The following is a 20,864-nucleotide window of genomic DNA, read 5'->3' on the forward strand; positions in this document are numbered from 1 at the left end:
GAGAACCCTGCCATGAACGGGACGAACCTCGCCCTGACCGGCGCCCTCATGGCGATCGCCGCCGGCGGCGTCGCCTATGCGTTCCTCGCCCCCTACATCGCCGGCGAGAACCGGGCCGACAAGCGGCGCAAGGCCATGAGCGTGGTGACGACGCCGGCCGCCCGCGCGGCCACGGTCAACCGTCGCGACCAGGTGGCGCGCAGCCTCAAGGAGATCGACGCCAAGGCCAGCGGCGGCAAGGTCAGCCTCGATCTCAAGATCGCCCGCGCCGGCCTCGATTGGTCGAAGCAGAAGTTCTACCTCGCCTCGGCCGCGATGGGCATCGTCTTCGCCCTGCTGATCTTCCTCGTGACCAAGACGCCGATCGCCGCCCTCGGGGCGGTGTTCGCCGGCGCCCTCGGCCTGCCGCAATGGATGCTGAACCACCTGCGCAAGCGACGCATCAAGGCCTTCATCAAGGAACTGCCGACGGCGATCGACATCATCACCCGCGGCATCCGGGCCGGCATCCCCCTGGGCGACTGCTTCCGGATCATCTCCCGCGAGACGGAAGATCCGCTGCGCTCCGAATTCCGGCAGGTCGTGGAGGCCCAGACTCTCGGGTTGCCGATCGGCGAGGTGATGCAGAAGCTCTACGAGCGCGTGCCGGTGGCGGACGTGAACTTCTTCGCGATCGTCATCAGCATCCAATCGAGCTCGGGCGGAAACCTGTCTGAGGCCCTCGGCAACCTCTCGCGCGTCCTGCGCGACCGCAAGAAGATGGCCGGCAAGATCCAGGCGATGAGCATGGAGGCGAAGGCCTCGGGCGGCATCATCGCGGCCCTGCCGTTCGTGGTGGCGATCCTGACCTACCTCTCCAGCCCGGACTACATCTCGCTGCTCTGGACCACCGACATGGGCCGCGTCGCCCTGGTGGTCTCGGCGCTGTGGATGTCGCTCGGGGTCTTCACGATGAAGAAGATGATCAACTTCGACGTCTGACGCCGGCCGGGGACGGACCGCGTCGCCGCGAACCGCCCCCGTCCCGCGCCGCGCCCGGCGCAGCCCACCGACCTTCGTCCGCACGGACCGCCAGCATGATCACCGCCATCGCCGACAAACTGATCGACCCCCGCTTCATGGCGATGGTGCTCGTCGGCATCGCCTCGGCGGCGACGGTGTTCGCCCTTCTCCAGCCGATCATGGAGCCGGACCGCCTCAACAAGCGCATGAAGATGGTCGGCAACGAGCGCGAGGAGATCCGGCGGCGCGAACGCGAGAAGCTGGGGGCCAAGGCCTCCCTGCGGGTGGCGCCCAAGGCCTACATGAAACGCGTGGTGGAGCAGTTCAACCTCAGCCGCTGGCTCGGGACCGAGAGCGCCAAGCGCCAGTTGCTGACGGCCGGTTTCCGGTCGCCGGGGGCGGAGACCGGGTTCCTGTTCTTCCGCCTGATCATGCCGATCGTCCTCCTCGTCCTCAGCATCTTCTACCTGTTCGTGCTGCAGGTCCTCGACCAGCCGGTCTTGATCCGGGTGATGATCGTCATCGTGGCGGCCTTCCTCGGCATCAAGGCGCCGGAGATCTACCTGTCCAACCGGACCGCCAAGCGGCAGACCGAGATCCGGGCGGCCTGGCCGGACGCCCTCGACCTCAGCCTGATCTGCGTCGAATCCGGCATGTCGGTGGAGCACGCCTTCCGCAAGGTGAGTTCCGAGATCGCGATCCAGTCCGTCGCCCTGGCCGAGGAACTGGCGGTGATGACGGCGGAGCTGTCCTATCTGCCCGACCGGCGGGTGGCCTACGAGAACCTCGGCAACCGCATCGGGCTCGACGCCGTCAAGTCCGTGACCACGGCGCTGATCCAGGCGGAACGCTACGGCACGCCGGTGGGCCAGGCCCTGCGCGTGCTCGCCCAGGAAAGCCGCGACATGCGCATGAACGAGGCCGAGAAGAAGGCCGCCGCGCTGCCGCCCAAGCTGACGGTGCCGATGATCCTGTTCTTCCTGCCGGTGCTCTTCGTCGTGATCCTGACCCCGGCCGCGATCCAGGTCATGCGCTGACGCCGACGGCCCGACACCGCCCTGCCCTTCCACTCCGAACGGCTGGGCGCCATATTGCGGTCATGGCTGCACCCAAGACGCCCCGTACCCCATCCGCCGAGGGATCGGCAGGCAAGACGACGGCGGCCGGGAAGCCCAAATCGTCCGCTTCCAAATCGTCCGCTTCCAAGCCGTCGTACTCGAAGGCGTCGAAGCCCGAGTTGAAGCCCCTCGACCCGTTCCTGGCCGAACTCCTGAGCCCCGCCCTCAATCGCAACCGGCTGCCCGAGATCGAGGCTCCGAAAGCCGCATCCGGCAAACAGGCCCCGGCGAAGCGGAAGGCGAAGGCGCCCGAAGGGTTCGGCGAGGCGCCGCAATCGGGCTTCGTCGTCGCCGACGCGGCGGAGGTGGACCCGCGGCTCGCCCAGGCCCTCGGCCTCGGCGAGGGCGATGCGGCCGAACCCGAGACGTCCCTGGCCGCCGACGGCGTCTCGGCCACCGTCGACGCGCTGTCGCGCCTGCTCACCGAGGGCAACCCGCTCTTCAAGGACGGGAAGACCTGGGCGCCGCACCGGCCCGACCGGCCGCAGAAGTCGGAGGGCGGCGTGCCCTTCCGGCTGCAATCGGAGTTCGAGCCGGCCGGAGACCAGCCGCGCGCCATCGCCGAACTGGTGGACGGCGTGACGAAGGCGGAGCGCGACCAGGTCCTGCTCGGCGTCACCGGCTCGGGCAAGACCTTCACGATGGCCAAGGTCATCGAGGCGACCCAGCGCCCGGCCCTGATCCTGGCCCCGAACAAGACCCTGGCGGCGCAGCTCTACGGCGAGTTCAAGAGCTTCTTTCCCGACAACGCGGTCGAGTATTTCGTCTCCTACTACGACTACTACCAGCCCGAGGCCTACGTGCCGCGCTCGGACACCTTCATCGAGAAGGAATCCTCGATCAACGAGCAGATCGACCGGATGCGCCACGCCGCCACCCGCGCCCTGCTGGAGCGCGACGACGTCATCATCGTCGCCTCGGTATCGTGCATCTACGGCATCGGCTCGGTTGAGACCTACACCGCGATGTCGTTCACGGTGTCGCTGAACGAGCGCATCGAGCAGCGCCAGCTCGTGGCCGACCTCGTGGCGCTGCAGTACAAGCGCATCCAGTCCGATTTCGCCCGCGGTACCTTCCGGGTGCGCGGCGACGTCATCGAACTCTGGCCGGCCCACCTGGAAGACCGCGGCTGGCGCATCGGCCTGTTCGGCGACGAGATCGAGAAGATCACCGAGTTCGATCCGCTCACCGGCAAGACCCTCAACGAGCTCAAGTTCGTGAAGGTCTACGCCAACTCCCACTACGTCACGCCGCGCCCGACGCTGCAGCAGGCGGTCAAGGGCATCAAGTCCGAGCTCAACCAGCGCGTCGAGGAACTGACCCGGATGGGCCGCCTCATCGAGGCACAGCGCATCGAGCAGCGCTGCACCTTCGACATCGAGATGATCGAGGCCACCGGCGCCTGCAACGGCATCGAGAACTATTCGCGCTACCTCACCGGGCGCAAGCCGGGCGAGCCGCCGCCGACCCTGTTCGAATACCTGCCCGACAACGCCATCGTCTTCACCGACGAGAGCCACGTCACGGTTCCGCAGATCGGCGGCATGTACAAGGGCGACTTCCGCCGCAAGGCGACGCTGGCCGAATACGGCTTCCGGCTGCCGTCCTGCCTCGACAACCGCCCGCTGCGGTTCGAGGAATGGGACGCGATGCGCCCGCAGTCGATCCACGTCTCGGCCACACCCTCGAAATGGGAGATGGAGCAGACCGGCGGCGTCTTCGCCGAGCAGGTCATCCGCCCCACCGGCCTCGTCGACCCGGTCATCGAGATCCGCCCGGCGCGCTCCCAGGTGGACGATCTTCTGGGCGAGGTCCGCGAGGTCGCCCAGGCCGGCTATCGCACGCTGGTCACCACCCTGACCAAGCGCATGGCCGAGGACCTCACCGAATACCTGCACGAGAACAACGTCCGCGTCCGCTACATGCACTCGGACATCGACACGCTGGAGCGCATCGAGATCATTCGCGACCTGCGGCTCGGGGCCTTCGACGTGCTCATCGGCATCAACCTGCTGCGCGAGGGGCTCGACATCCCGGAATGCGCGCTGGTCGCCATCCTCGACGCTGACAAGGAGGGCTTCCTGCGCTCCGAGACGTCGCTGATCCAGACCATCGGCCGGGCGGCCCGCAACGCGGACGCCCGCTGCATCCTCTACGCCGACCACATCACCGGCTCGATGGAGCGGGCGATGGCCGAGACCGAGCGCCGCCGCACCAAGCAGGTCGCCTACAACACCGAACACGGCATCACGCCCCAGAGCGTCAAGCGCGGCATCAGCGACATCCTCGACAGCGTCTACGAGCGCGACCACGTCCAGGTGGACACGGGGCTGGCCAAGAACGCCGTCACCATCGGCCACAACCTCAAGGCGGTCATGGCCGACCTCGAGAAGCGGATGCGCACGGCCGCCGCCGACCTCGACTTCGAGGAGGCCGCGCGCCTGCGCGACGAGCTCAAGCGCCTCCAGGCCACCGAGCTCCTGGTCTCCGACGACCCGATGGCGCGCCAGGGCGACGTCGAGCGCGAGGCCGGGAAATACGGAGCCAAGCGCAGCCGCATCTCCAAGCCGAGCCTCGACGACATGGGGCCCGGCACCGATCGCGAACGGCCGGTCGACGGCGTGGCGCCGGTCTGGCAGGAGCGGCCCAAGGCCCGCTCGACCCAGGGGCTCGGTGGGCAGAAGCCGAAATACCGAGGCCGCGGCAGCGGCGGTTCACGCTCGCGTGACGGCTAGGAGGAACCGGCCGGGCAAACCGGGCTTTTCCTGTTCATCAGCGTCGCTACGCGATGAATGGAGATGTCGATGACGACCCGTCCCGGTTCCCGCCCCGCCGCCGGCCTGGCAGCCTTGGCCGTCCCCATCGTGGTGGGTCTCCTGGGCTTCGGGGGCTCCGCCCTCGCGCAGACCGTCGAGAGCCGCCGCGACCAGCCGACGCCCGCGACCCTGCCCGATCCGGAGGAGGTCCGTCAGCGGGAGGGCAATCGCCCGATCGGCCAGGTGGCGCCCCCCGAGGCCATCACCTCCTCCACGGCGGTGATGAATTCCGACCGCAAGGGCAAGGCGAGCTACACCAACCCCCTCGATTATCTGCCCGCCAAGGACCGTGCCGGCACCGGTGGCGGCCGGCGCGAGTAGGCGACACGAGACGGCGCTGGCACATCCGTGCCGGCACCGGCGGAGACGCGGCAACAGGAGCGACGGACATGGGCCTACTCGATCAGGTCATCGGCGGCGTGCTCGGCCAGATGATGGGCGGCGGCGGTTCCCAGCGCCAGGAGGGCGGACAGGGACAGGGCGGCGGCTTTCCCGGAGGCCTCGGCGGCGGCCTCCCCGGCGGCCTCGGCGGCGCGATGTCCCCGATCGTCCAGGCCCTGCTGATGCTCCTGATGCAGAAGGGGATGAGCGGCGGCCTCGGCGACATCTTCGGCGGCGGCGGCGCCCGCCAGCCGCCACAGGAGGACCGGCGCGAGCGGCAGGGCCCGCGCGACGACGGTGACCTCGGCGGGTTCGCACAGGGCGGGGATCGCGGGTCCGACCGGTACGACGAGCCCGAACGCCGCGGCGACGGCGGCGGCGAGTTCGGCGACCTTTCCGGCATGCTCGACGGACCTGGGGGAGGGGGACGCTCGTCCGATCGGATGGGACGTCACGACGGGCCGGACGGCTCCGGCGACGGGCCGGGCGGCCTCGACGGGCTGGTCGACCGGTTCCAGCGCGGCGGGCTCGGCGACGTCATGGAATCCTGGATCGGGTCCGGCCAGAACCGGCCGGTCGAGCCGAACCGGCTCGCCGACGCCCTCGGGCCTCAGACCGTCGACACCTTGGCGAGCCGGACCGGCCTCGACCGCGACACGCTGCTGTCCCAGCTCGCCCAGGCGCTGCCCGGCGTCATCGACGGGCTGACCCCCCAGGGGCGGCGGCCGACCCCGGAGGACCGGCGCGGCTGGTAGGGCCCCCTACAGCAGCGTCCCCTTCAGGATCACCATGGCGACGCTGAAGTAGATCACGAGCCCGGTCACATCCACCAGCGTCGCCACGAAGGGCGCCGAGGCGGTGGCCGGGTCGAAGCCCAGCCGCTGCAGCACGAACGGCAGCATCGATCCGGTGAGCGAGCCGAAGGTGACGATCCCGACGAGGGCCGCGCCCACGGTCGCCGCCACCAGCATCCAGTGCTCGCCGTAGTCGTAGAGGCCGGCCTTCTGCCAGACGACGATCCGGACGATGCCGATCAGGCCGAGGATGGCCCCGAGCAAGAGCCCGGTCGGCAGTTCGCGCAGCGCCACCTTCCACCAGTCGCGCAGGCGCACTTCGTGGAGGGCGAGCGCCCGGATCAGCAAGGAGGTCGCCTGCGAGCCGGAGTTGCCCCCCGAACTCATGATGAGGGGGATGAACAGGGTCAGCACGATGGCCTTTTCGAGTTCGCCTTCGAAGCCCTGCATCGCGGTGGCGGTCATCATCTCGCCGAGGAACAGGGCGCAGAGCCAGCCGGCCCGCTTCCGGATCATCGTGGGAAAGCCGATGTCCATGTAGGACTCGGGCAGCGCCTCCATGCCGCCGAACCGCTGCACGTCGCGCGTCTGCTTCTCGACCATGGCGTCGATCATGTCGTCGACGGTGACGATCCCGATCAGATGGCCGACGGCATCGATCACGGGCAGGGCAAGGAGATCGTATTTCGAGATCAGGCGGGCGGCCTCCTCGCGGCTGGCGGTGGGCGAGACCGCGAGCGGATGGCGCCCCGGCGCGACGCTGAGGACGTTGTCGTCGGGATCGCCGCTGATCAGCCGGCGCAGGGGCACCGCCTTGGTCAGGGCCTGGGTGCGCGGGTCGAGGACGAAGATCGCGTAGATGGTCTCGCGGGTCTTCTCGACCTTGCGAAGGTGGGCGAGGGTCTGGCCGATGGTCCAGGTCCCCGGGACGGCCACGAACTCGGTGGTCATCAGGGAGCCGACGCTCTCCTCGCCGTAGGCGCTGAGCCGGTCGACGGTGCCACGGGTCTCGGCGTCCAGGCGCGCGCGCAGATCCGAGCGGCCCGGCTCCTCGATCTCGCGGAACACGTCGGTGACGCGGTCGGCTGCCATGCCCGAGAGGTACGAGGCGACGCGGTCGCGCGGCAGCATCTCGATGATGTCGGCAGCGGCATCGAGCTCGGGCTGGTCCAACACCTCGACGGCCCGGTCGTGCGGCAGCCCGAGGATGATGGCGGCGGCGACCTCGGGCGCCTCCTCGTTGAGGGCCTCGACGATGTCGGGCGCGCGTTCGTCGGAGAGGCGGGCCGCCAGGACGGAGGGATCGACGGAGCCGAGCGAGTCGGCGACTTGAAGGGCGTTCATGGGCTTAACCTCGCACGGCGGGGACGCGGCCGCCGTGGGGCGCCGGTCGCCGGGGCCGCCCCGGCCCGGTGCGAGCCTTCAGGCGGCCATGGCGGCCGGGACACCGTGCGGCGGCATCGATCGACTGTGACTGTCGCTGGTCATGGGGTTCGGGTCTGGGGTCCGTATCGTCCCCGCCCGCATCGTCGGATGCGGGTGCCGGGAGCGCCGCGCCTGTGCACCCGACGGATGAAGGCGTCAAGCGGTTTCGCGCGGTGGACCTCCGGCTGGCCGACGCGACCACCCGGACCTGACACGAGGTGCCTGCGACGAACTGAAGGGACTGCGAATTTTGGGTTCGCGCGAATTTTTGGTTCGCGCGAATTCCTGATCCAAAGGACGCCGAGGTCGCGCGGGACCGGGGTGCGCCTGCGCGGACCCGCTCCCGGCACGAATGGCCGCGCTCCCGCCGATCTGGTACGCACCGGCGACGCGGCCCGGGACACCCCCGGCGTGTCCGGAGGCGAGATGTCCATTCCGCAGACCAAGATCTTCCCGAACCTGACCCGCCTGCTGATGGCCTGGGAGATCGCGGAGTTCGGCTGGGAGATCGGCGAGCATACCTACGGTCGGCCGACGGTCCTGGAAGCGGGGGCGGCGGCACTCAGGATCGGCCGCTACTGCTCGATCGCGTCCGACGTCGTGATGGTCCTGGCCAACCACCGCATGGACCTCGTCACCACCTATCCGTTCAAGACCCTGTCCCACCTCTGGCCGAGCGCGGCGGCGGGCGAGGACGACCACGCCAGCCACGGCGACATCGTCATCGGCGACGACGTCTGGATCGGCACCGGCGCCATGATCCTGTCGGGAAGCGACATCGGCACCGGCGCCGTCGTCGCGGCGCGGTCGGTGGTGCGCGGCGTGGTGCCCCCCTTCGCCATCGTGGCCGGCACCCCGGCGAGGGTCATGCGGCGGCGGTTCGACGACGACACCGTCGCCCGGCTGCTCGCGACGGCCTGGTGGTCCTGGCCGGAGGACAAGCTCGGCGCCTACCTGCCGTTGATGCTGGGGACCGACATTCACGCCTTCCTCGCCCGGGCCGAGGCGGAACGCGACGGCGGCGAACCGGCCCCGGAGGGACACCCGCCCACGCCGTGAACGGATGCGATGGCTGCCACGGAATCGCGCGACAACGTTGGCGTGACGTCGCGTATGGAACCATAGCGCAGGGCGAGACGTCACCGCCTCCGACGGAAGGCCACCGACCGCCGTCGGTCTGGTGGTATATTGCATGAACGCCGCATCAGGCTTGCATCTTATCGCCATCCTATGAGAAATATAAGTGTAGCGCCCACTTGTATTGCGCCCAACGGATCGCCTATATCAGGGTCGTTAGCGAGAAGGAGTTTCGCCATGACGTGGTCTGCCCCCATCGTTCAAGAAGTTTGCGTCGGCATGGAAGTGACGAGCTACGAGTCTGCCGAGATCGACACCTTCAACTGAGGGTCTCGCAACTGACGGTCTCGAGCTCCCGCCTGGGACGACTCGTAACGTTCGAATTCCCCAACACCCCTTCAGAGGAAAACGCCATGACTTGGTCTGCCCCCATCGTTTCGGAAGTCTGCGTCGGCATGGAAGTCACCAGCTACGAGTCCGCCGAGATCGACACCTTCAACTGAGGCGTCGACGCTCCGTGACGGAGCGTCCCGCACCGGTTCACCGTCATTCATCATCATTCCAAGGATATCATCATGACCTGGTCTGCCCCCATCGTTTCGGAAATCTGCGTCGGCATGGAAGTCACCAGCTACGAGTCCGCCGAGATCGACACCTTCAACTGAAGGTCGGTCGGCCGACAGGCCGATGGGGCGGCACCCGCGAGGGTGCCGCCCTTTTTCATGCCCGATCAATGAAACGACGAAGGGCCGGACCGCAGATGCGGTCCGGCCCTTCGTGCGTGGCGGCGCCCGCTGCCCCGGGGATTAGAGCCGGTAGCGGATCTGGTCGGTCCAGAAGCGCTCCAGGCGTCCGAGCGCGACGTTGAGACGCCCGAAGTCGTCGTCCGAGATGCCACCGATCGGCTGGATGGTGCGGGCGTGCTTGTCGTAGAGCGTCTGGATGATGTCGTGAACCTGCTTGCCCTTCTCGGTCAGGCTGATGCGCACCGAGCGGCGGTCCGTCTTCGAGCGGGCGTGGTGGAGATAGCCGGCCTCGACGAGCTTCTTGACGTTGTAGGAGACGTTGGAGCCCAGGTAGTAGCCCTTGGTGCGTAGCTCGCTCGCGGTCAGTTCCTTGTCGCCGATGTTGTAGAGCAGCAGCGCCTGGACGCTGTTGACGTCCTCGCGGTCGCGGCGCTCGAACTCGTCCTTGATGACGTCGAGGAGGCGGCGGTGCAGCCGCTCGACGAGGTGCAGGGCCTCCAGATAGGAACCCGCGGACGTGCCGGCCTCGGCGGAGGGGGTGCTGTCGACGATCTTGGCGGCCTTGGATGACATGGGTGCCTCGCGGGAGTTCGGGTGCCGGGCGCCGGCTTGATCGGCACCGCCTATGAACCCAACCTAGATCGGCCGAATGAAAAGCAGTTTAAGCGACAAGATGAATTTGCAATTTACCCGCTTGGGTAAATGCAAGATGAAACCACTACCGTAAGATTCGATTTACCGAGCCTCGTTCGCCGCTAGTGAAGACAAGATGAAGTAGATCACGACAATACTACCTTGTATCGCGATCAGCGGCATCGACATCGCCAGCAGCTGCGGCGTCAACAGCGCCAGGGTGATGGCGCTGGTGGCGGCCAGCAGCCAGACGACGCCGCCCCAGGCGCTGGTGAGCCACAGGCCGACGGCGGCCGTGAAGTCGATCACCGAGAAATAGACGATGACGGTCTGGCGGCCGAACGGCTCGTCCTCGAACGGTGCCGCGTTCGGCCAGACGTCGAGGATCCGCATCCACGACCACACCCCCTTGGCCAGCCACAGCAGGGCCACGAGGCGCATGAACCAGACCAGCACCATGTCCCAGCCGGTCTGGCTGGGGGCCGCGACGCGTTCGATCCTGTCCGCATTGCGCTCGCCGCCGCGGGCCTGGCGGGCCGAGCCCAGCTTGATCAATCCCTTCACGGTCTCGGGTCCCGTCCCATCGCCGGGCCGAAATCGGGCTCCGGACCGTCGAGCGGCGCAAAGAAGGCGGCGATCGCGGCCGGGTCGACGGCCTCCGGGGTCGCGGGCGACCAGGCCGGCGTCCCGTCCTTGTCCACGAGAACCGCGCGGACGCCCTCGAAGAAGTCGTGGCTGGCCGTGACCCGCATCGCCAGGCGGTATTCGAGGGCGAGCGCCTGCGCGACGTCGAGCCCGACGCCCCGCCGCATCTGTTCGTGGGCGATGGCCACGCTGGTGGGCGAGCGCTTGCGGATCAAAGCCGCCGTCTCGGCCGCGAAGGTCGAGTTGGCGATGCTCGAGCCGGCGGCCGCCCGGTCCAGCGCCGCGAGGACGGCGAGGACGGAATCGGCGGCGAAGGCCCCGTCGACGAGGCCGCGGGCCGCGGCCAGCGGTCCGGGCGCGGGCGGCGGCGCGGCATGGGTGGCCAGGACATCGTCCACCGGCCCGCCCTCGGCCAGGGCCGCGACCACCGCCGCGATGGCCTCGGGGGCGACATGATGGGTGGCGAGGCGGAGGGCGAGGGCGTCTCCGATCCCGATCCGCGAGCCGGTGAGAGCGAGATAGGTGCCGGCCCGGCCGGGCAGCCGGGGCAGCGCGTAGGTCATCCCGACGTCGGGAAAGAACCCGATGCCGACCTCCGGCATCGCGAACCCGTAGTTCCCGGAGGCGACGCGGTGGCTGCCGTGCAGGGAGATCCCGACGCCGCCACCCATCACGATCCCCTCGATCAGGGACACGACGGGCTTGGGGTAGCGCTTCACCGCGGCGTTCAGCCGGTATTCCGACGACCAGAACGCGCGCACCGCCTCGTCCTGCCCGGCCCGGCACTGGTCGTAGACCCGGCGGATGTCGCCCCCGGCGCAGAAGGCCCGACCGCCGGCGGCGCGGATCACCACGCGGGTGACGGCGGCGTCGCGCTCCCAGGCGTCGAGCGCGGCATGCAGCGCCGCGATCATCGCGAGGGACAGCGCGTTGAGGGCCTTGGGCCGGTTCAGGGTCACCAGACCCGCGGCACCGCGGCGCTCGAACAGGATCTCCGGCTCGGCCCCTCGCTCGGCCCCTCGCTCGGCCCCTTGCGTCATCGACCCCACTCGGACTCCCCGCGGACCCCTCTTGCCCGTCCAGGCGCCGTTAGACGAACTCTTGGCGCCCCGGTCAATCGGACCCTCGGAAAGGGCCGGTCCGCCGGCATCGGCCCCGGGTTACCGGGCGTTCGGCGGATGTGATAGGCCCCTCCGGCACAGCCCAATCGATCCGAGGCTCAGCCCATGACCGACGAGTCCCCGACCCCGCGCCCGCTTGCCGTCGAGAGCGCGCGCGCGACGAGCCCAGGGGGGCCCTTGAGTCTCACCCAGCGGCCCCGGCGCAGTCGCAAGAGCGACTGGTCGCGCCGGCTGGTGCGCGAGCACAGCCTGAGCGTGGACGACCTGATCTGGCCGCTGTTCGTCATCGCGGGCGAGAAGCGGCGCGAGCCGATCGCCTCGATGCCCGGCGTCGAGCGCCTGAGCGTCGACGAGGTGGTGCGGGAGGCCGAGCGGGCGGCGCGGCTGGGCATCCCGGCGATTTCGTTCTTTCCCTACACAGAGGCGTCGCTGCGCGATCCCACCGGCTCGGAATCGCTCAACCGCGACAACCTGGTGTGCCGGGCGGTGCGGGCGGTGAAGGCGGCGGTGCCCGAGATCGGCATCATGACCGACGTCGCCCTCGACCCCTACACCAGCCATGGCCACGACGGACTTCTGGAGGACGGCGCCATCCTCAACGACGAGACCGTGGCGCTGCTGGTGGAGCAATCCCTGATCCAGGCGGAGGCCGGCACCGACATCATCGCTCCCTCGGACATGATGGACGGGCGTGTCGGCGCCATCCGCTCGGGCCTCGACAAGGCGGGATTTCGCGACGTCCAGATCATGGCCTACGCGGCCAAGTACGCGAGCGCGTTCTACGGTCCGTTCCGCGACGCAATCGGCACCAGCGCCGCCCTGGTCGGCGACAAGCGCACCTACCAGATGGACCCCGGCAACGGCACCGAGGCCCTGCGCGAGGTCGCCCTCGACATCCAGGAGGGTGCCGATTCGGTCATGGTGAAGCCCGGCCTGCCCTACCTCGACATCATCCGGCGGGTGAAGGACGCCTTCGGGGTGCCGACCTTCGCCTACCAGGTGTCGGGCGAATACGCGATGATCGAGGCCGCCGCCCGCAACGGCTGGCTCGACGGCGAGCGTGCCATGGTCGAAAGCCTGCTGGCCTTCAAGCGGGCGGGCGCCGACGGCGTGCTCAGCTACTACGCTCCGCGGGTGGCCGAGCGGCTGCGCGACCGGGCGTGAGGCCGGCCGGCCCGCTGCTGGCCGCCCTCCTTCTGGTTCCGGCCGGCTGCTCGAGTTCGGTGGACCGGCAGCGGGCCACCACCTGCCGCAGGGCGGTGCCGGCCCTGGCCCCTCCGGAGGGGGCGGTGACCATCCTGCGCGTGGCGCAGGGGCCCGGGGCCGACAGCGTGCGCGTGGACTACGGGCTTGGCCAGCGCGACGGCCGCCAGCGCTGGCTGGTCTGCCGGTTCGGGACCGGCGCCGTGCTCGACGCCATCTCCACCGAGCAGGGTCCGGTGAGCGGAGCGGCCCTCTACCTGCTGCGCCACTACTACCTCGACACCTCCGAGGCCGTGGCGGCCGACCCGCAGCCCTGAGCGGGATCTTGAGACCGGCCGAAGCGGCTCCCATCTCAAGGCCTTCGCAATCGCCCCACGAGGGAGCGCGGTGATGCTCGACAACCCGACCGGCTATTCCGACCGCCTCGGCACCCCCGGCTACGGCCTGCCGGCGCGCCTGCCGTACGTGCGGGCGAGCCTCGGCGCCCGGTTCGTGGCCTATCTCCTCGACATCCTGTTCATCTTCGGCTTCACCGCCCTGCTGACCGTGGCGATCACGCTGATCGGCGTCATCACGTTCGGGCTCGGCTGGACGCTGTTCGCGGTGCTGCCGGCCAGCGGCATCCTCTACAGCGCCATCACGGTGGGCGGCGCCGGCCAGGCCACCTGGGGCATGCGGATGATGGGCCTGCGCGTGGTGACGCCCGAGACAGGCACCCGGGTCGACGTGATCACCGCCGGCGTCCACGCGCTCCTGTTCTACGTGGCGATCTCGACCTTCCTGCTCTGGTTCGTCGACATGCTGTTCGGCTTCATGCGCTCCGACCGCCGTCTCGGCCACGACCTGCTCCTCGGCCTCGCCGTCGTGCGCGCCCCGTGACGACATGGTGAGGACGGCGAGTCGCAAGGCCATTGAGCGCGACCGTATTGCCGTTACACTCAAGCGATCCGGTGCCTCGCGCCGGGTCCATCGAGGGCCACGGCCAGCGTGACCAGCCATCCGCGCGACACCCCGCAGTTCTACCTCACCGCGCCCTCGCCCTGCCCGTACCTGCCGGGCCAGGAGGAACGGAAGGTCTTCACCCATCTCGTCGGGCGCCGCGCCCGCGACCTCAACGAAATCCTGACGCAAGGGGGGTTTCGCCGCTCGCAGACCATCGCCTACCGGCCGGCCTGCGAGACCTGCCGGGCCTGCATCTCGGTGCGGGTGGTGGTGGCCGATTTCGTCGCCTCGGCCAGCCAGCGGCGCATCCTGCAGCGCAGCGCCGATCTCGTGGGCGCGCCCGAGCCGAACCGGCCGTCCTCGGAGCAGTACACCCTGTTCCGTCGCTACCTCGACGCCCGCCACGGCGACGGCGGCATGATCGACATGACCGTGCTCGACTACGCCATGATGATCGAGGACAGCCACGTCGACACCCATCTCGTGACCTATCGCCGGCGCGGCCCCGACACCGCCATCAACGGACGCGGCACCGGGGCGCCGCTGGCGCTGTGCCTCACCGACGTCCTCTCGGACGGGCTGTCGATGGTGTATTCGTTCTACGATCCCGCCGAGGCTGCCCGGTCGCTCGGCACCTTCATGATCCTCGACCACATCCGCCGGGCGGCCGCGCTCGGCCTGCCGTATCTCTACCTCGGCTATTGGGTCGATGGCTCGCGCAAGATGGATTACAAGGCCCGCTTCAAGCCGCAGGAGCGCCTGTTCGGGCCGGGCTGGCAGCGGGTAGAATAGGCCTCACGGTTCGGGCTGGCGGGACAGGGCCTGCCTCAGGGCATCCGGCAGCCGGACCGCGCGACCATTGCGGACGGCGGCCACGACGACCTCGGCCCTCACCAGGACCTCGCCGCCGCGCCGGACCTCCTGGGTCATCGGCATCGAGGCGCCGCGCAGCTCCCCCGGCATCGTCACCACGTCGAGCACATCGTCCATGCGGGCGGGCTTGAGGAAGTCGAGCCCCATCCGGCGCACCACGAAGACGAGGTCGGCCTCGCGCTGGAGGTCGGCCTGCTCCATGGCCAGCGCCCGCAGGAGTTCGGTCCGCCCGCGCTCCATGTAGCGCAGATAGTTGGCGTGGTAGACGAAGCCGGAGAAGTCGGTGTCCTCGTAGTAGACGCGGACGGACAGGCGGTGCGCGCTCATGCCGGCGCCTGCGAGGACAGGTCCACCACGACGATCTCCGGGGGGATGCCGAAGCGCACCGGGGCGATGCTCATGCCGAGACCGCCCGAGACCACGAGGTCGCCCTGCTCGCGGACATGGCCGTAGGCGTAGCGCCCGCGGTAGCGCGACGGCACCACCGGGGCGTAGCCGAACATGCGGATCTGACCGCCGTGGGTATGGCCGGACAGGGTCAGCGCGACGCGGGCCGGTACCTCGGGAAAGATGTCGGGCTCGTGCGCCAGCAGGATCGCCGGCTTGTCCTGCGGGATCTGCGCCAGGGTCGCGCCGAGGTCGTCGACGCCGACGCGGGGATGCCCGCGCCGCCGGCTCGGCAGGAAGGCGAGCTGGTCGCCCAGGCCCGCGAGCCAGACCTCGTGCCCGCCGGCCCGCAGGGCCACCGCCTCGTTCTGCAGCACGCGGATGCCGGCGGCCCGTAGCGCATCTCCGGCGATGGTCGGGCCGGCCCCGCGCCGTTGGGCGGATGTGTCCTCCCACCAGTCGTGATTGCCGAGGATAGCGTAGGTGCCCAGCGGCGCACGCAGCCCGCCCAGCACGGGCCCCCATTCGGCGGCATCGACGTAGCGGGTGACGAGGCGCATGCCCGAGACGTAATCCCCGAGCAGCACGATGACGTCGCCGCCGAGCCCGTTGGCGGTCTCGACGATGGCGCGGATGCGCGCCACGCTCATCCAGGGCTCGCAGGCATGGAGGTCGGCCAGGGCGACGATGCGCAGGCTCAAGCCCTCCGGCCAGGGCCCGAGCGGCTTGATCCGGTAGCGGGTGACGGCGAGCCGGAACGGCTCGATCCCCGTCGCGTAGGCCGCCGTCCCGCCGCCGGCCAGCGCCACGGTTCCGAGGCCGGCGAGCAGGGTGCGGCGGGTGATCCGGACCGGGGCCCCCTCAGGCATCCGGCTCCCCGCCCCCGAACAGGCCGAACTGCGTGCCCGGATCGCGCCTGGGTTCGGCGAAGCCCATGTGCTTGAAGGCGTGGGGCGTCAGCATGCGGCCGCGCGGGGTACGCTGGACGAAGCCCTTCTGGATCAGGAACGGCTCGATGATGTCCTCGATGGCGTCGCGGGGCTCGGACAGCGCCGCCGCGATGGTCTCGATCCCCACCGGACCGCCACCGAACGAGGTGGCGATCATGGTGAGGTACTTGCGGTCCATCACGTCGAGGCCGACCGGATCGACGTCGAGGAGTTGCAGCGCGCGGTCCGCGATGGCCCGCGTCACGGTGGGCGCATCGGCCACGATGGCGAAATCGCGCACCCGGCGCAGCAGCCGCCCGGCGATGCGCGGGGTACCGCGCGCGCGCTTGGCGATCTCGTTGGCGCCCTCGGCCGACATGCCCAGGCCCAGCACCCGCGCCCCGCGCGACACGATCAGCTCGAGTTCGTCGACGTCGTAGAATTCGAGCCGGATCGGGATGCCGAAACGGTCGCGCAGCGGCGTCGTGAGGAGGCCGGCACGGGTGGTGGCGCCCACCAGCGTGAACTTCGGCAGCTCGATCTTCACCGAGCGCGCCGCCGGCCCCTCGCCGATGATGAGGTCGAGTTGGTAGTCCTCCATCGCCGGATAGAGGATCTCCTCCACCGCCGGATTGAGACGGTGGATCTCGTCGATGAAGAGCACGTCGCGCTCTTCAAGGTTGGTGAGCTGGGCGGCCAGATCCCCCGCCTTGGCGATCACCGGCCCCGAGGTCGAGCGGAAATTGACGCCGAGTTCGCGCGCCACGATCTGCGCCAGCGTGGTCTTGCCGAGACCCGGCGGGCCGACGAACAGGACGTGATCGAGGGCCGAGCCGGTTTTCTTCGCCGATTCAATGAAGATGCCCATGTTCGCCCGCGCCGCGCGCTGGCCGACGAACTCGGACAGGCTGAGCGGCCGGATCGACGTCTCGGCGTCGTCCGCCATCTGGCGCTCGGGGGTGAGGAGGGCCTTGGGGGTGAGAAGGGCCTTGGGCTTGGTCAAGCGGGCTCGCGCGGCCTCGATCGAGGGGGGACAGGCCGCCGGATGTCGCACACCCGCGAGGATCGCGCTACACTTGCGGCCGCCGGGGTGCGAGCCCGGCGCCGCTCGCTTGCGAGGTCCGCCATGGGTGACGCGTCACAGCTTTTCGAGACGATGAGCCTCGACGATTTCGAGGAGATGCTGGCGGACAAGCCGCGCAACGAGCGCTGGGAGCTCATCGGCGGCCGGGTCGTGCGGATGATGGTCGGCGCCCGCTGGGAGCATGGCCGCATCGTCCAGAACATCGCGCGGCACCTCGAAAACGGGTTCGTGGCGGCGGGCTCGTCCTGCCAGACCTTCACCGAGACCTTCTTCATGAAGAACCGTGCGCTCGACGCGGCGATGCTGCCCGACGTCCTCGTGGTCTGCGGCGACCTCGAACCGGGCGCCACATCGGTCGATGACGCCACCGTGCTGTTCGAGGTGCTCTCGCCCGGTACCGAGGCACGCGACCGTTTCGAGAAATGGCGCGTCTACCAGCGGCTCGCATCGCTGCAGCACTACGTGCTCGTCACCCGCGACCGGGCGAGGGTGGAGGCGTTCGATCGCACCGACGGCAGCTGGAGCGGCTACCGCGCCCTGGAGGGGCTCGACGCCACCCTCGACCTGCCGGCGATCGGTGCGTCTCTTACCCTGCGGGACATCTACCGCCGGGTCATCGTCGATTGAACCCGCGGCGCCGGGGCGCCGCGGGCCGTGATGCCAAAGCTCAGTCGGCTTCCGGGGCGATCGGCTCGAGGCCGCCGATGTGCTTCTGGGCGTAGAGCGGCAGGCCGATCTGGGAGATCAGGGTCTGCTGCGTCTCGAGGAAGTCGATGTGGCCTTCCTCGTCCGCGGCCAGCGCCTCGAACAGCTGCTTGGAGACGCGGTCGTTGATCGAATCGCAGTACTGCGCGGCCTCGAGGTAGAGGGCGCGGGCCTCGGTCTCGGCGGCGAGATCGCAGGCGATGATCTCCTCGACGTTCTGGCCGATGCGCAGGGGATCGAGTTCCTGCAGGTTGGGGAAGCCGTCGAGGAACAGGATGCGATCGACGAAGCGATCGGCATGGTTCATCTCTTCGATCGACTCCTTGCGCCAGAACTTGGCGAGGTCGATGTAGCCCCAGTCGTTCAGCATGCGGAAGTGCAGCCAGTACTGGCTGACCGCCGTCAACTCGCTGCGCAGGCCGCGGTTGAGGTACTCGACGACCTTGGTATCACCCTTCATGTGCCCGTCTCCCTGAGCGTCACGCCTACGAGGCGTGACATCGCCGCGAGAGCCGGGCCCGGCTCACGCGGCGATGTCCGCCTCCGCTGGTGCGACCTTGACCAGAGAGCAGCCGGTTGCGCAACCCGTCGCGCAGGTATGCGCGGCCTCCGCGAGGGCCGTCTGCATGATCGCCCGGATGGTGCGGGCGCATCGGCCGCACTTGGGGCTGCAGCCGAGGCAGGCGTGGACCTGGGCCGGCGTGCGCGGGCAGTCGGCACCCCGGTCGAGGCAGGCGCGCACGGCGCCGTCGGACAGGACGTTGCAGGAACACACGATCATATGCGGCCCCTCAAGCGAGACGCACGGGGGAGGACACCCCTACGGACCGGCCTTTTCTGAGCACCGACATTCACTTGCCCGTCTTTTTAGAACGATTGAAATCTACTGTTCTTTCAACAACTTAGCGGGTCTCTGCGCGGCCCGCAAGCCGATTGGGGGCCCTCATGCCGAGCCATGAGCCGCACGCAGGGTCCGCATCGGTGTGGACGCAGGACGAAGGGATACCGGCGCGGGCACAACCCGGCCGACGCCGGCCGGCGACAATCCGTCAGCGGGCGAGTTCGCGCAGGCCGAGGCGGATCAGCACCTTGGTCTCGGCGCCCTCCCCGGCCTCGCGCAGGGCGGCGGCGATGGCGGAGGAGGCCTGGACCGGGGCGTAGCCGAGGTTGACCAGGGCCGAGACCGCATCGGCCGCCGGTTGCGGCGCGGTCCGGTCCTCGACGGCGCCGGCGAGGGCGAGGACGGCGGGGTCGAGGGACGCGAAGGCCGGCGCCTTGTCCTTGAGTTCGGCGACGAGGCGGGCGGCGAGGCGCGGTCCGACGCCGGGTGCCCGGCTGATGCCGGTCTTGTCGCCCGTGGCGATGGCAGTGGCTAGCGCCGGCGGCTCGAGGACGGACAGCACCGCGAGCGCCACCTTGGCCCCCACCCCCTGCACGCCCTGGAGCAGGCGGAACCACTCGCGCTCGGCGTCGGACCGGAAGCCGTAGAGGCGGATCATGTCCTCGCGGACATGGGTCTCGATGGACAGGGCGGCGGCCTCGCCGACGGCGGGCAGGCGCTGGAGCGTGCGGGCGGAGCAATGCACCACGTAGCCGACCCCGTTCACGTCGAGGATCACCACGTCCTCGCCGAGCGAATCCACCACGCCCTTCAGCTTGCCGATCATGCGTTGTCCCTTACCCTCGCCGCACGTTCCTGTAGATGACCCCCACAGGACTTCCAGCCACACTCAGACACGCTCTTCGAGGATGCCCGCATGATGCGCCTGCCCGTGATCGCCCTCGTCCTGCTCGCCACGGCGGGCGCCCGCGCGCAGGAGGACGCCGCTCCGAGCGCCGACCCCACCAAGGTCCGTGCCGGGGCCTACGTCCTCGATCCGGCGCACGGCAAGATCACCTGGTCGGTCAGCCACCTGGGGTATTCCACCTATTACGGCCAGATCACAGACGTGGCCGCCAAGCTCGACCTCGACCCGAAGGAGCCCGCCAGGAGCCGCCTCACCGCCACCATCGGCATGGCCAGCATCAGCGGCATCAACGCGGCGCTGGACGCCCACCTGCGCGGGCCCGACTTCTTCGCCGTCGCGGGCTTTCCCGCCGCCACCTTCACCGGCACCGGCATCGAGCCCACCAGCCCCACCACCGCGCGCGTCACGGGAGATCTCACCCTGAAGGGCGTCACCAGGCCCGTCGCCTTCGACGCCACCTTCAACCAGTCCGGCGTCAACCCGATCGACCGGCGCTACACGGTGGGCTTCGACGGACGCGCGGTGATCAAGCGGTCGGAGTTCGGCATCACCGCCTTCCTGCCGGCGGTGGGCGACGAGGTGACCCTGCGTCTCGAGGGCGAGTTCAAGGCCGCGACCCCGACGCCCTGACCTCGGCGCCCGTCAGCCTTTCGCCACCGCCTTGGCCAGGGCCGCCGCGATGCGCGCCGCCCCCGGCCCGGCCACCGCGCCGGGCGCGTGCCGCCGCCGGATCGCATGCGCGCCGCGATGGCTGGCGTGGGTCACGGCGATGGCGAGGGCGTCGGCGGCGTCGGCGGTCTTGAACTCCGCCTTGGGCATCAGGAACATCACCATCGCCTGGATCTGCGCCTTGTCGGCGTGGCCCGAGCCGACCACGGTCTTCTTCACGAGGTTGGCGGCGTATTCGAACACCGGCAGGCCGGCCAGGGCCGGCACCAGCAGGGCGATGGCCCGCGCGTGCCCGAGCTTGAGCGTCGCCTGAGCGTCCTTGTTGACGAAGGTCTCCTCCACCGCGACCTCGTCGGGGGCGAACCCCTGGACGATCCGGCTGATCCCCTCGTGCAACTCGCGCAGGCGCAGGGCCAGCGGCAGGTCGCCGTCCGAGGTCACGACCCCGCAGTCGACGTAGGCGAGCTTGGTCCCGACCACCGAGATCAGGCCCCAGCCGGTTCGGCGCAGGCCCGGGTCGATGCCGAGGATACGGGTCGGGGCCTGGCTGGTCATCACACTCTCCC

General features: G+C 69.6%; 26 protein-coding genes. 15 read left to right on the forward strand and 11 right to left on the reverse strand.

Annotated features, from left to right (window positions below; all coding sequences use genetic code 11):
- The first annotated feature begins 12 nt into the window (after window positions 1-12).
- The 5 genes from ASG59_RS09730 (at window position 13) to ASG59_RS09750 (ending at window position 6,072) form a co-directional block, all read left to right on the forward strand.
- Window positions 13-981, forward strand: a complete 969-nt coding sequence (locus ASG59_RS09730; protein WP_056408632.1) for a type II secretion system F family protein — start codon at window positions 13-15, stop codon at window positions 979-981.
- Window positions 982-1,076: 95 nt separating this feature from the next.
- The gene (locus tag ASG59_RS09735) at window positions 1,077-2,039 is read left to right on the forward strand and encodes a type II secretion system F family protein (protein WP_055879292.1); all 963 of its coding nucleotides are present in this window, start codon (window positions 1,077-1,079) and stop codon (window positions 2,037-2,039) included.
- A 62-nt stretch (window positions 2,040-2,101) separates the two neighbouring features.
- Window positions 2,102-4,855: an excinuclease ABC subunit UvrB gene (gene uvrB / locus ASG59_RS09740; protein WP_055879294.1), complete on the forward strand. Its 2,754-nt coding sequence runs from the start codon at window positions 2,102-2,104 to the stop codon at window positions 4,853-4,855.
- Between the two features lie 69 nt (window positions 4,856-4,924).
- Entirely contained in the window at window positions 4,925-5,257 is a 333-nt protein-coding gene (locus ASG59_RS09745) for a hypothetical protein (protein ID WP_156399201.1), read from the forward strand.
- A gap of 68 nt (window positions 5,258-5,325) precedes the next feature.
- Window positions 5,326-6,072 (forward strand): YidB family protein, encoded by a 747-nt coding sequence (locus ASG59_RS09750; RefSeq protein ID WP_056408635.1) that lies wholly within the window; start codon window positions 5,326-5,328, stop codon window positions 6,070-6,072.
- A 6-nt stretch (window positions 6,073-6,078) separates the two neighbouring features.
- Here ASG59_RS09750 and mgtE read toward each other — a convergent pair whose 3' ends face one another.
- Window positions 6,079-7,455: a magnesium transporter gene (gene mgtE / locus ASG59_RS09755; protein ID WP_056408638.1), complete on the reverse strand. Its 1,377-nt coding sequence runs from the start codon at window positions 7,453-7,455 to the stop codon at window positions 6,079-6,081.
- A 507-nt stretch (window positions 7,456-7,962) separates the two neighbouring features.
- On the opposite strand from mgtE, the gene ASG59_RS09760 reads away from it, so the two are divergent.
- The 4 genes from ASG59_RS09760 (at window position 7,963) to pqqA (ASG59_RS09775) (ending at window position 9,278) form a co-directional block, all read left to right on the forward strand.
- Window positions 7,963-8,595: a CatB-related O-acetyltransferase gene (locus ASG59_RS09760; protein WP_056408883.1), complete on the forward strand. Its 633-nt coding sequence runs from the start codon at window positions 7,963-7,965 to the stop codon at window positions 8,593-8,595.
- Window positions 8,596-8,850: 255 nt separating this feature from the next.
- Window positions 8,851-8,940 (forward strand): pyrroloquinoline quinone precursor peptide PqqA, encoded by a 90-nt coding sequence (gene pqqA / locus ASG59_RS09765; RefSeq protein ID WP_018042171.1) that lies wholly within the window; start codon window positions 8,851-8,853, stop codon window positions 8,938-8,940.
- 86 nt (window positions 8,941-9,026) lie between these two features.
- Window positions 9,027-9,116 (forward strand): pyrroloquinoline quinone precursor peptide PqqA, encoded by a 90-nt coding sequence (pqqA, locus tag ASG59_RS09770; protein ID WP_055879303.1) that lies wholly within the window; start codon window positions 9,027-9,029, stop codon window positions 9,114-9,116.
- Between the two features lie 72 nt (window positions 9,117-9,188).
- The gene (gene pqqA, locus ASG59_RS09775) at window positions 9,189-9,278 is read left to right on the forward strand and encodes a pyrroloquinoline quinone precursor peptide PqqA (RefSeq protein ID WP_055879306.1); all 90 of its coding nucleotides are present in this window, start codon (window positions 9,189-9,191) and stop codon (window positions 9,276-9,278) included.
- A gap of 141 nt (window positions 9,279-9,419) precedes the next feature.
- Here pqqA (ASG59_RS09775) and ASG59_RS09780 read toward each other — a convergent pair whose 3' ends face one another.
- The 3 genes from ASG59_RS09780 to ASG59_RS09790 form a co-directional block, all read right to left on the reverse strand.
- Window positions 9,420-9,932 carry a winged helix DNA-binding protein gene (locus tag ASG59_RS09780; RefSeq protein WP_055879309.1) on the reverse strand — a complete coding sequence of 171 codons (513 nt, stop codon included), beginning with the start codon at window positions 9,930-9,932 and terminating at the stop codon, window positions 9,420-9,422.
- Window positions 9,933-10,094: 162 nt separating this feature from the next.
- Window positions 10,095-10,556 (reverse strand): DUF6163 family protein, encoded by a 462-nt coding sequence (locus ASG59_RS09785; protein ID WP_055879314.1) that lies wholly within the window; start codon window positions 10,554-10,556, stop codon window positions 10,095-10,097.
- Window positions 10,553-11,677: an enoyl-CoA hydratase/isomerase family protein gene (locus ASG59_RS09790; RefSeq protein WP_056408640.1), complete on the reverse strand. Its 1,125-nt coding sequence runs from the start codon at window positions 11,675-11,677 to the stop codon at window positions 10,553-10,555. The genes ASG59_RS09785 and ASG59_RS09790 overlap by 4 nt, the downstream gene beginning before the upstream one ends.
- Window positions 11,678-11,863: 186 nt before the next feature.
- On the opposite strand from ASG59_RS09790, the gene hemB reads away from it, so the two are divergent.
- The 4 genes from hemB (at window position 11,864) to ASG59_RS09810 (ending at window position 14,695) form a co-directional block, all read left to right on the forward strand.
- Entirely contained in the window at window positions 11,864-12,922 is a 1,059-nt protein-coding gene (hemB, locus tag ASG59_RS09795) for a porphobilinogen synthase (protein ID WP_055879320.1), read from the forward strand.
- Window positions 12,919-13,278, forward strand: coding sequence for a hypothetical protein (locus ASG59_RS09800; protein WP_055879324.1), 360 nt, complete (start codon window positions 12,919-12,921; stop codon window positions 13,276-13,278). The genes hemB and ASG59_RS09800 overlap by 4 nt, the downstream gene beginning before the upstream one ends.
- Before the next feature lie 73 nt (window positions 13,279-13,351).
- The gene (locus ASG59_RS09805; protein WP_056408643.1) at window positions 13,352-13,840 is read left to right on the forward strand and encodes an RDD family protein; all 489 of its coding nucleotides are present in this window, start codon (window positions 13,352-13,354) and stop codon (window positions 13,838-13,840) included.
- Window positions 13,841-13,948: 108 nt separating this feature from the next.
- On the forward strand, window positions 13,949-14,695 hold the full coding sequence (locus ASG59_RS09810) for an arginyltransferase (protein ID WP_055879329.1): 747 nt from the start codon (window positions 13,949-13,951) through the stop codon (window positions 14,693-14,695).
- A 3-nt stretch (window positions 14,696-14,698) separates the two neighbouring features.
- Here the strand turns inward: ASG59_RS09810 and ybgC are convergent, their stop codons facing one another.
- From ybgC to ruvB, 3 genes are read right to left on the reverse strand one after another with little or no spacing between them, the layout of a single operon-like run.
- Window positions 14,699-15,103, reverse strand: a complete 405-nt coding sequence (gene ybgC / locus ASG59_RS09815) for a tol-pal system-associated acyl-CoA thioesterase (RefSeq protein WP_056408646.1) — start codon at window positions 15,101-15,103, stop codon at window positions 14,699-14,701.
- Window positions 15,100-16,032, reverse strand: a complete 933-nt coding sequence (locus ASG59_RS09820; RefSeq protein WP_056408649.1) for a metallophosphoesterase — start codon at window positions 16,030-16,032, stop codon at window positions 15,100-15,102. Before ASG59_RS09820 ends, ybgC begins: the two co-directional genes overlap by 4 nt.
- Window positions 16,025-17,038 (reverse strand): Holliday junction branch migration DNA helicase RuvB, encoded by a 1,014-nt coding sequence (gene ruvB / locus ASG59_RS09825; RefSeq protein WP_156387539.1) that lies wholly within the window; start codon window positions 17,036-17,038, stop codon window positions 16,025-16,027. The genes ASG59_RS09820 and ruvB overlap by 8 nt, the downstream gene beginning before the upstream one ends.
- A gap of 180 nt (window positions 17,039-17,218) precedes the next feature.
- Here ruvB and ASG59_RS09830 point away from each other — a divergent pair, with 180 nt between their 5' ends.
- Window positions 17,219-17,803: a Uma2 family endonuclease gene (locus ASG59_RS09830; RefSeq protein ID WP_055879342.1), complete on the forward strand. Its 585-nt coding sequence runs from the start codon at window positions 17,219-17,221 to the stop codon at window positions 17,801-17,803.
- Window positions 17,804-17,843: 40 nt separating this feature from the next.
- On the opposite strand, the gene bfr is transcribed toward ASG59_RS09830, so the two are convergent.
- From bfr to ruvA, 3 genes are all read right to left on the reverse strand, one after another.
- Window positions 17,844-18,341 carry a bacterioferritin gene (bfr, locus tag ASG59_RS09835; protein ID WP_055879346.1) on the reverse strand — a complete coding sequence of 166 codons (498 nt, stop codon included), beginning with the start codon at window positions 18,339-18,341 and terminating at the stop codon, window positions 17,844-17,846.
- Between the two features lie 63 nt (window positions 18,342-18,404).
- Window positions 18,405-18,662 carry a (2Fe-2S)-binding protein gene (locus ASG59_RS09840; RefSeq protein ID WP_055879349.1) on the reverse strand — a complete coding sequence of 86 codons (258 nt, stop codon included), beginning with the start codon at window positions 18,660-18,662 and terminating at the stop codon, window positions 18,405-18,407.
- Window positions 18,663-18,930: 268 nt separating this feature from the next.
- Window positions 18,931-19,548 carry a Holliday junction branch migration protein RuvA gene (gene ruvA / locus ASG59_RS09845; RefSeq protein WP_056280564.1) on the reverse strand — a complete coding sequence of 206 codons (618 nt, stop codon included), beginning with the start codon at window positions 19,546-19,548 and terminating at the stop codon, window positions 18,931-18,933.
- A 90-nt stretch (window positions 19,549-19,638) separates the two neighbouring features.
- Between ruvA and ASG59_RS09850 the strand changes: the two genes are divergently transcribed.
- A complete protein-coding gene (locus ASG59_RS09850) occupies window positions 19,639-20,259 on the forward strand; it encodes a YceI family protein (RefSeq protein WP_055879355.1) in 621 nt (206 codons plus the stop codon).
- 12 nt (window positions 20,260-20,271) lie between these two features.
- Here ASG59_RS09850 and ruvC read toward each other — a convergent pair whose 3' ends face one another.
- Entirely contained in the window at window positions 20,272-20,853 is a 582-nt protein-coding gene (gene ruvC / locus ASG59_RS09855) for a crossover junction endodeoxyribonuclease RuvC (RefSeq protein ID WP_055879358.1), read from the reverse strand.
- Window positions 20,854-20,864 lie beyond the last annotated feature (11 nt).

This window comes from Methylobacterium sp. Leaf466, from assembly GCF_001425565.1.
Classification (GTDB): domain Bacteria; phylum Pseudomonadota; class Alphaproteobacteria; order Rhizobiales; family Beijerinckiaceae; genus Methylobacterium.

Coding starts and splice junctions, on each gene's coding strand:
- pqqA (WP_018042171.1), top strand. CDS start 8,851: ATGACGTGGTCTGCCCCCATCGTTCAAGAAGTTTGCGTCGGCATGGAA.
- ASG59_RS09730 (WP_056408632.1), top strand. CDS start 13: ATGAACGGGACGAACCTCGCCCTGACCGGCGCCCTCATGGCGATCGCC.
- uvrB (WP_055879294.1), top strand. CDS start 2,102: ATGGCTGCACCCAAGACGCCCCGTACCCCATCCGCCGAGGGATCGGCA.
- ruvB (WP_156387539.1), bottom strand. CDS start 17,038: ATGGCGGACGACGCCGAGACGTCGATCCGGCCGCTCAGCCTGTCCGAG.
- ASG59_RS09780 (WP_055879309.1), bottom strand. CDS start 9,932: ATGTCATCCAAGGCCGCCAAGATCGTCGACAGCACCCCCTCCGCCGAG.
- ASG59_RS09840 (WP_055879349.1), bottom strand. CDS start 18,662: ATGATCGTGTGTTCCTGCAACGTCCTGTCCGACGGCGCCGTGCGCGCC.
- ASG59_RS09760 (WP_056408883.1), top strand. CDS start 7,963: ATGTCCATTCCGCAGACCAAGATCTTCCCGAACCTGACCCGCCTGCTG.
- ASG59_RS09745 (WP_156399201.1), top strand. CDS start 4,925: ATGACGACCCGTCCCGGTTCCCGCCCCGCCGCCGGCCTGGCAGCCTTG.
- ASG59_RS09850 (WP_055879355.1), top strand. CDS start 19,639: ATGATGCGCCTGCCCGTGATCGCCCTCGTCCTGCTCGCCACGGCGGGC.
- bfr (WP_055879346.1), bottom strand. CDS start 18,341: ATGAAGGGTGATACCAAGGTCGTCGAGTACCTCAACCGCGGCCTGCGC.
- pqqA (WP_055879306.1), top strand. CDS start 9,189: ATGACCTGGTCTGCCCCCATCGTTTCGGAAATCTGCGTCGGCATGGAA.
- ASG59_RS09830 (WP_055879342.1), top strand. CDS start 17,219: ATGGGTGACGCGTCACAGCTTTTCGAGACGATGAGCCTCGACGATTTC.
- ASG59_RS09790 (WP_056408640.1), bottom strand. CDS start 11,677: ATGACGCAAGGGGCCGAGCGAGGGGCCGAGCGAGGGGCCGAGCCGGAG.
- mgtE (WP_056408638.1), bottom strand. CDS start 7,455: ATGAACGCCCTTCAAGTCGCCGACTCGCTCGGCTCCGTCGATCCCTCC.
- ruvC (WP_055879358.1), bottom strand. CDS start 20,853: ATGACCAGCCAGGCCCCGACCCGTATCCTCGGCATCGACCCGGGCCTG.
- ASG59_RS09820 (WP_056408649.1), bottom strand. CDS start 16,032: ATGCCTGAGGGGGCCCCGGTCCGGATCACCCGCCGCACCCTGCTCGCC.
- pqqA (WP_055879303.1), top strand. CDS start 9,027: ATGACTTGGTCTGCCCCCATCGTTTCGGAAGTCTGCGTCGGCATGGAA.
- ybgC (WP_056408646.1), bottom strand. CDS start 15,103: ATGAGCGCGCACCGCCTGTCCGTCCGCGTCTACTACGAGGACACCGAC.
- ruvA (WP_056280564.1), bottom strand. CDS start 19,548: ATGATCGGCAAGCTGAAGGGCGTGGTGGATTCGCTCGGCGAGGACGTG.
- hemB (WP_055879320.1), top strand. CDS start 11,864: ATGACCGACGAGTCCCCGACCCCGCGCCCGCTTGCCGTCGAGAGCGCG.
- ASG59_RS09805 (WP_056408643.1), top strand. CDS start 13,352: ATGCTCGACAACCCGACCGGCTATTCCGACCGCCTCGGCACCCCCGGC.
- ASG59_RS09735 (WP_055879292.1), top strand. CDS start 1,077: ATGATCACCGCCATCGCCGACAAACTGATCGACCCCCGCTTCATGGCG.
- ASG59_RS09750 (WP_056408635.1), top strand. CDS start 5,326: ATGGGCCTACTCGATCAGGTCATCGGCGGCGTGCTCGGCCAGATGATG.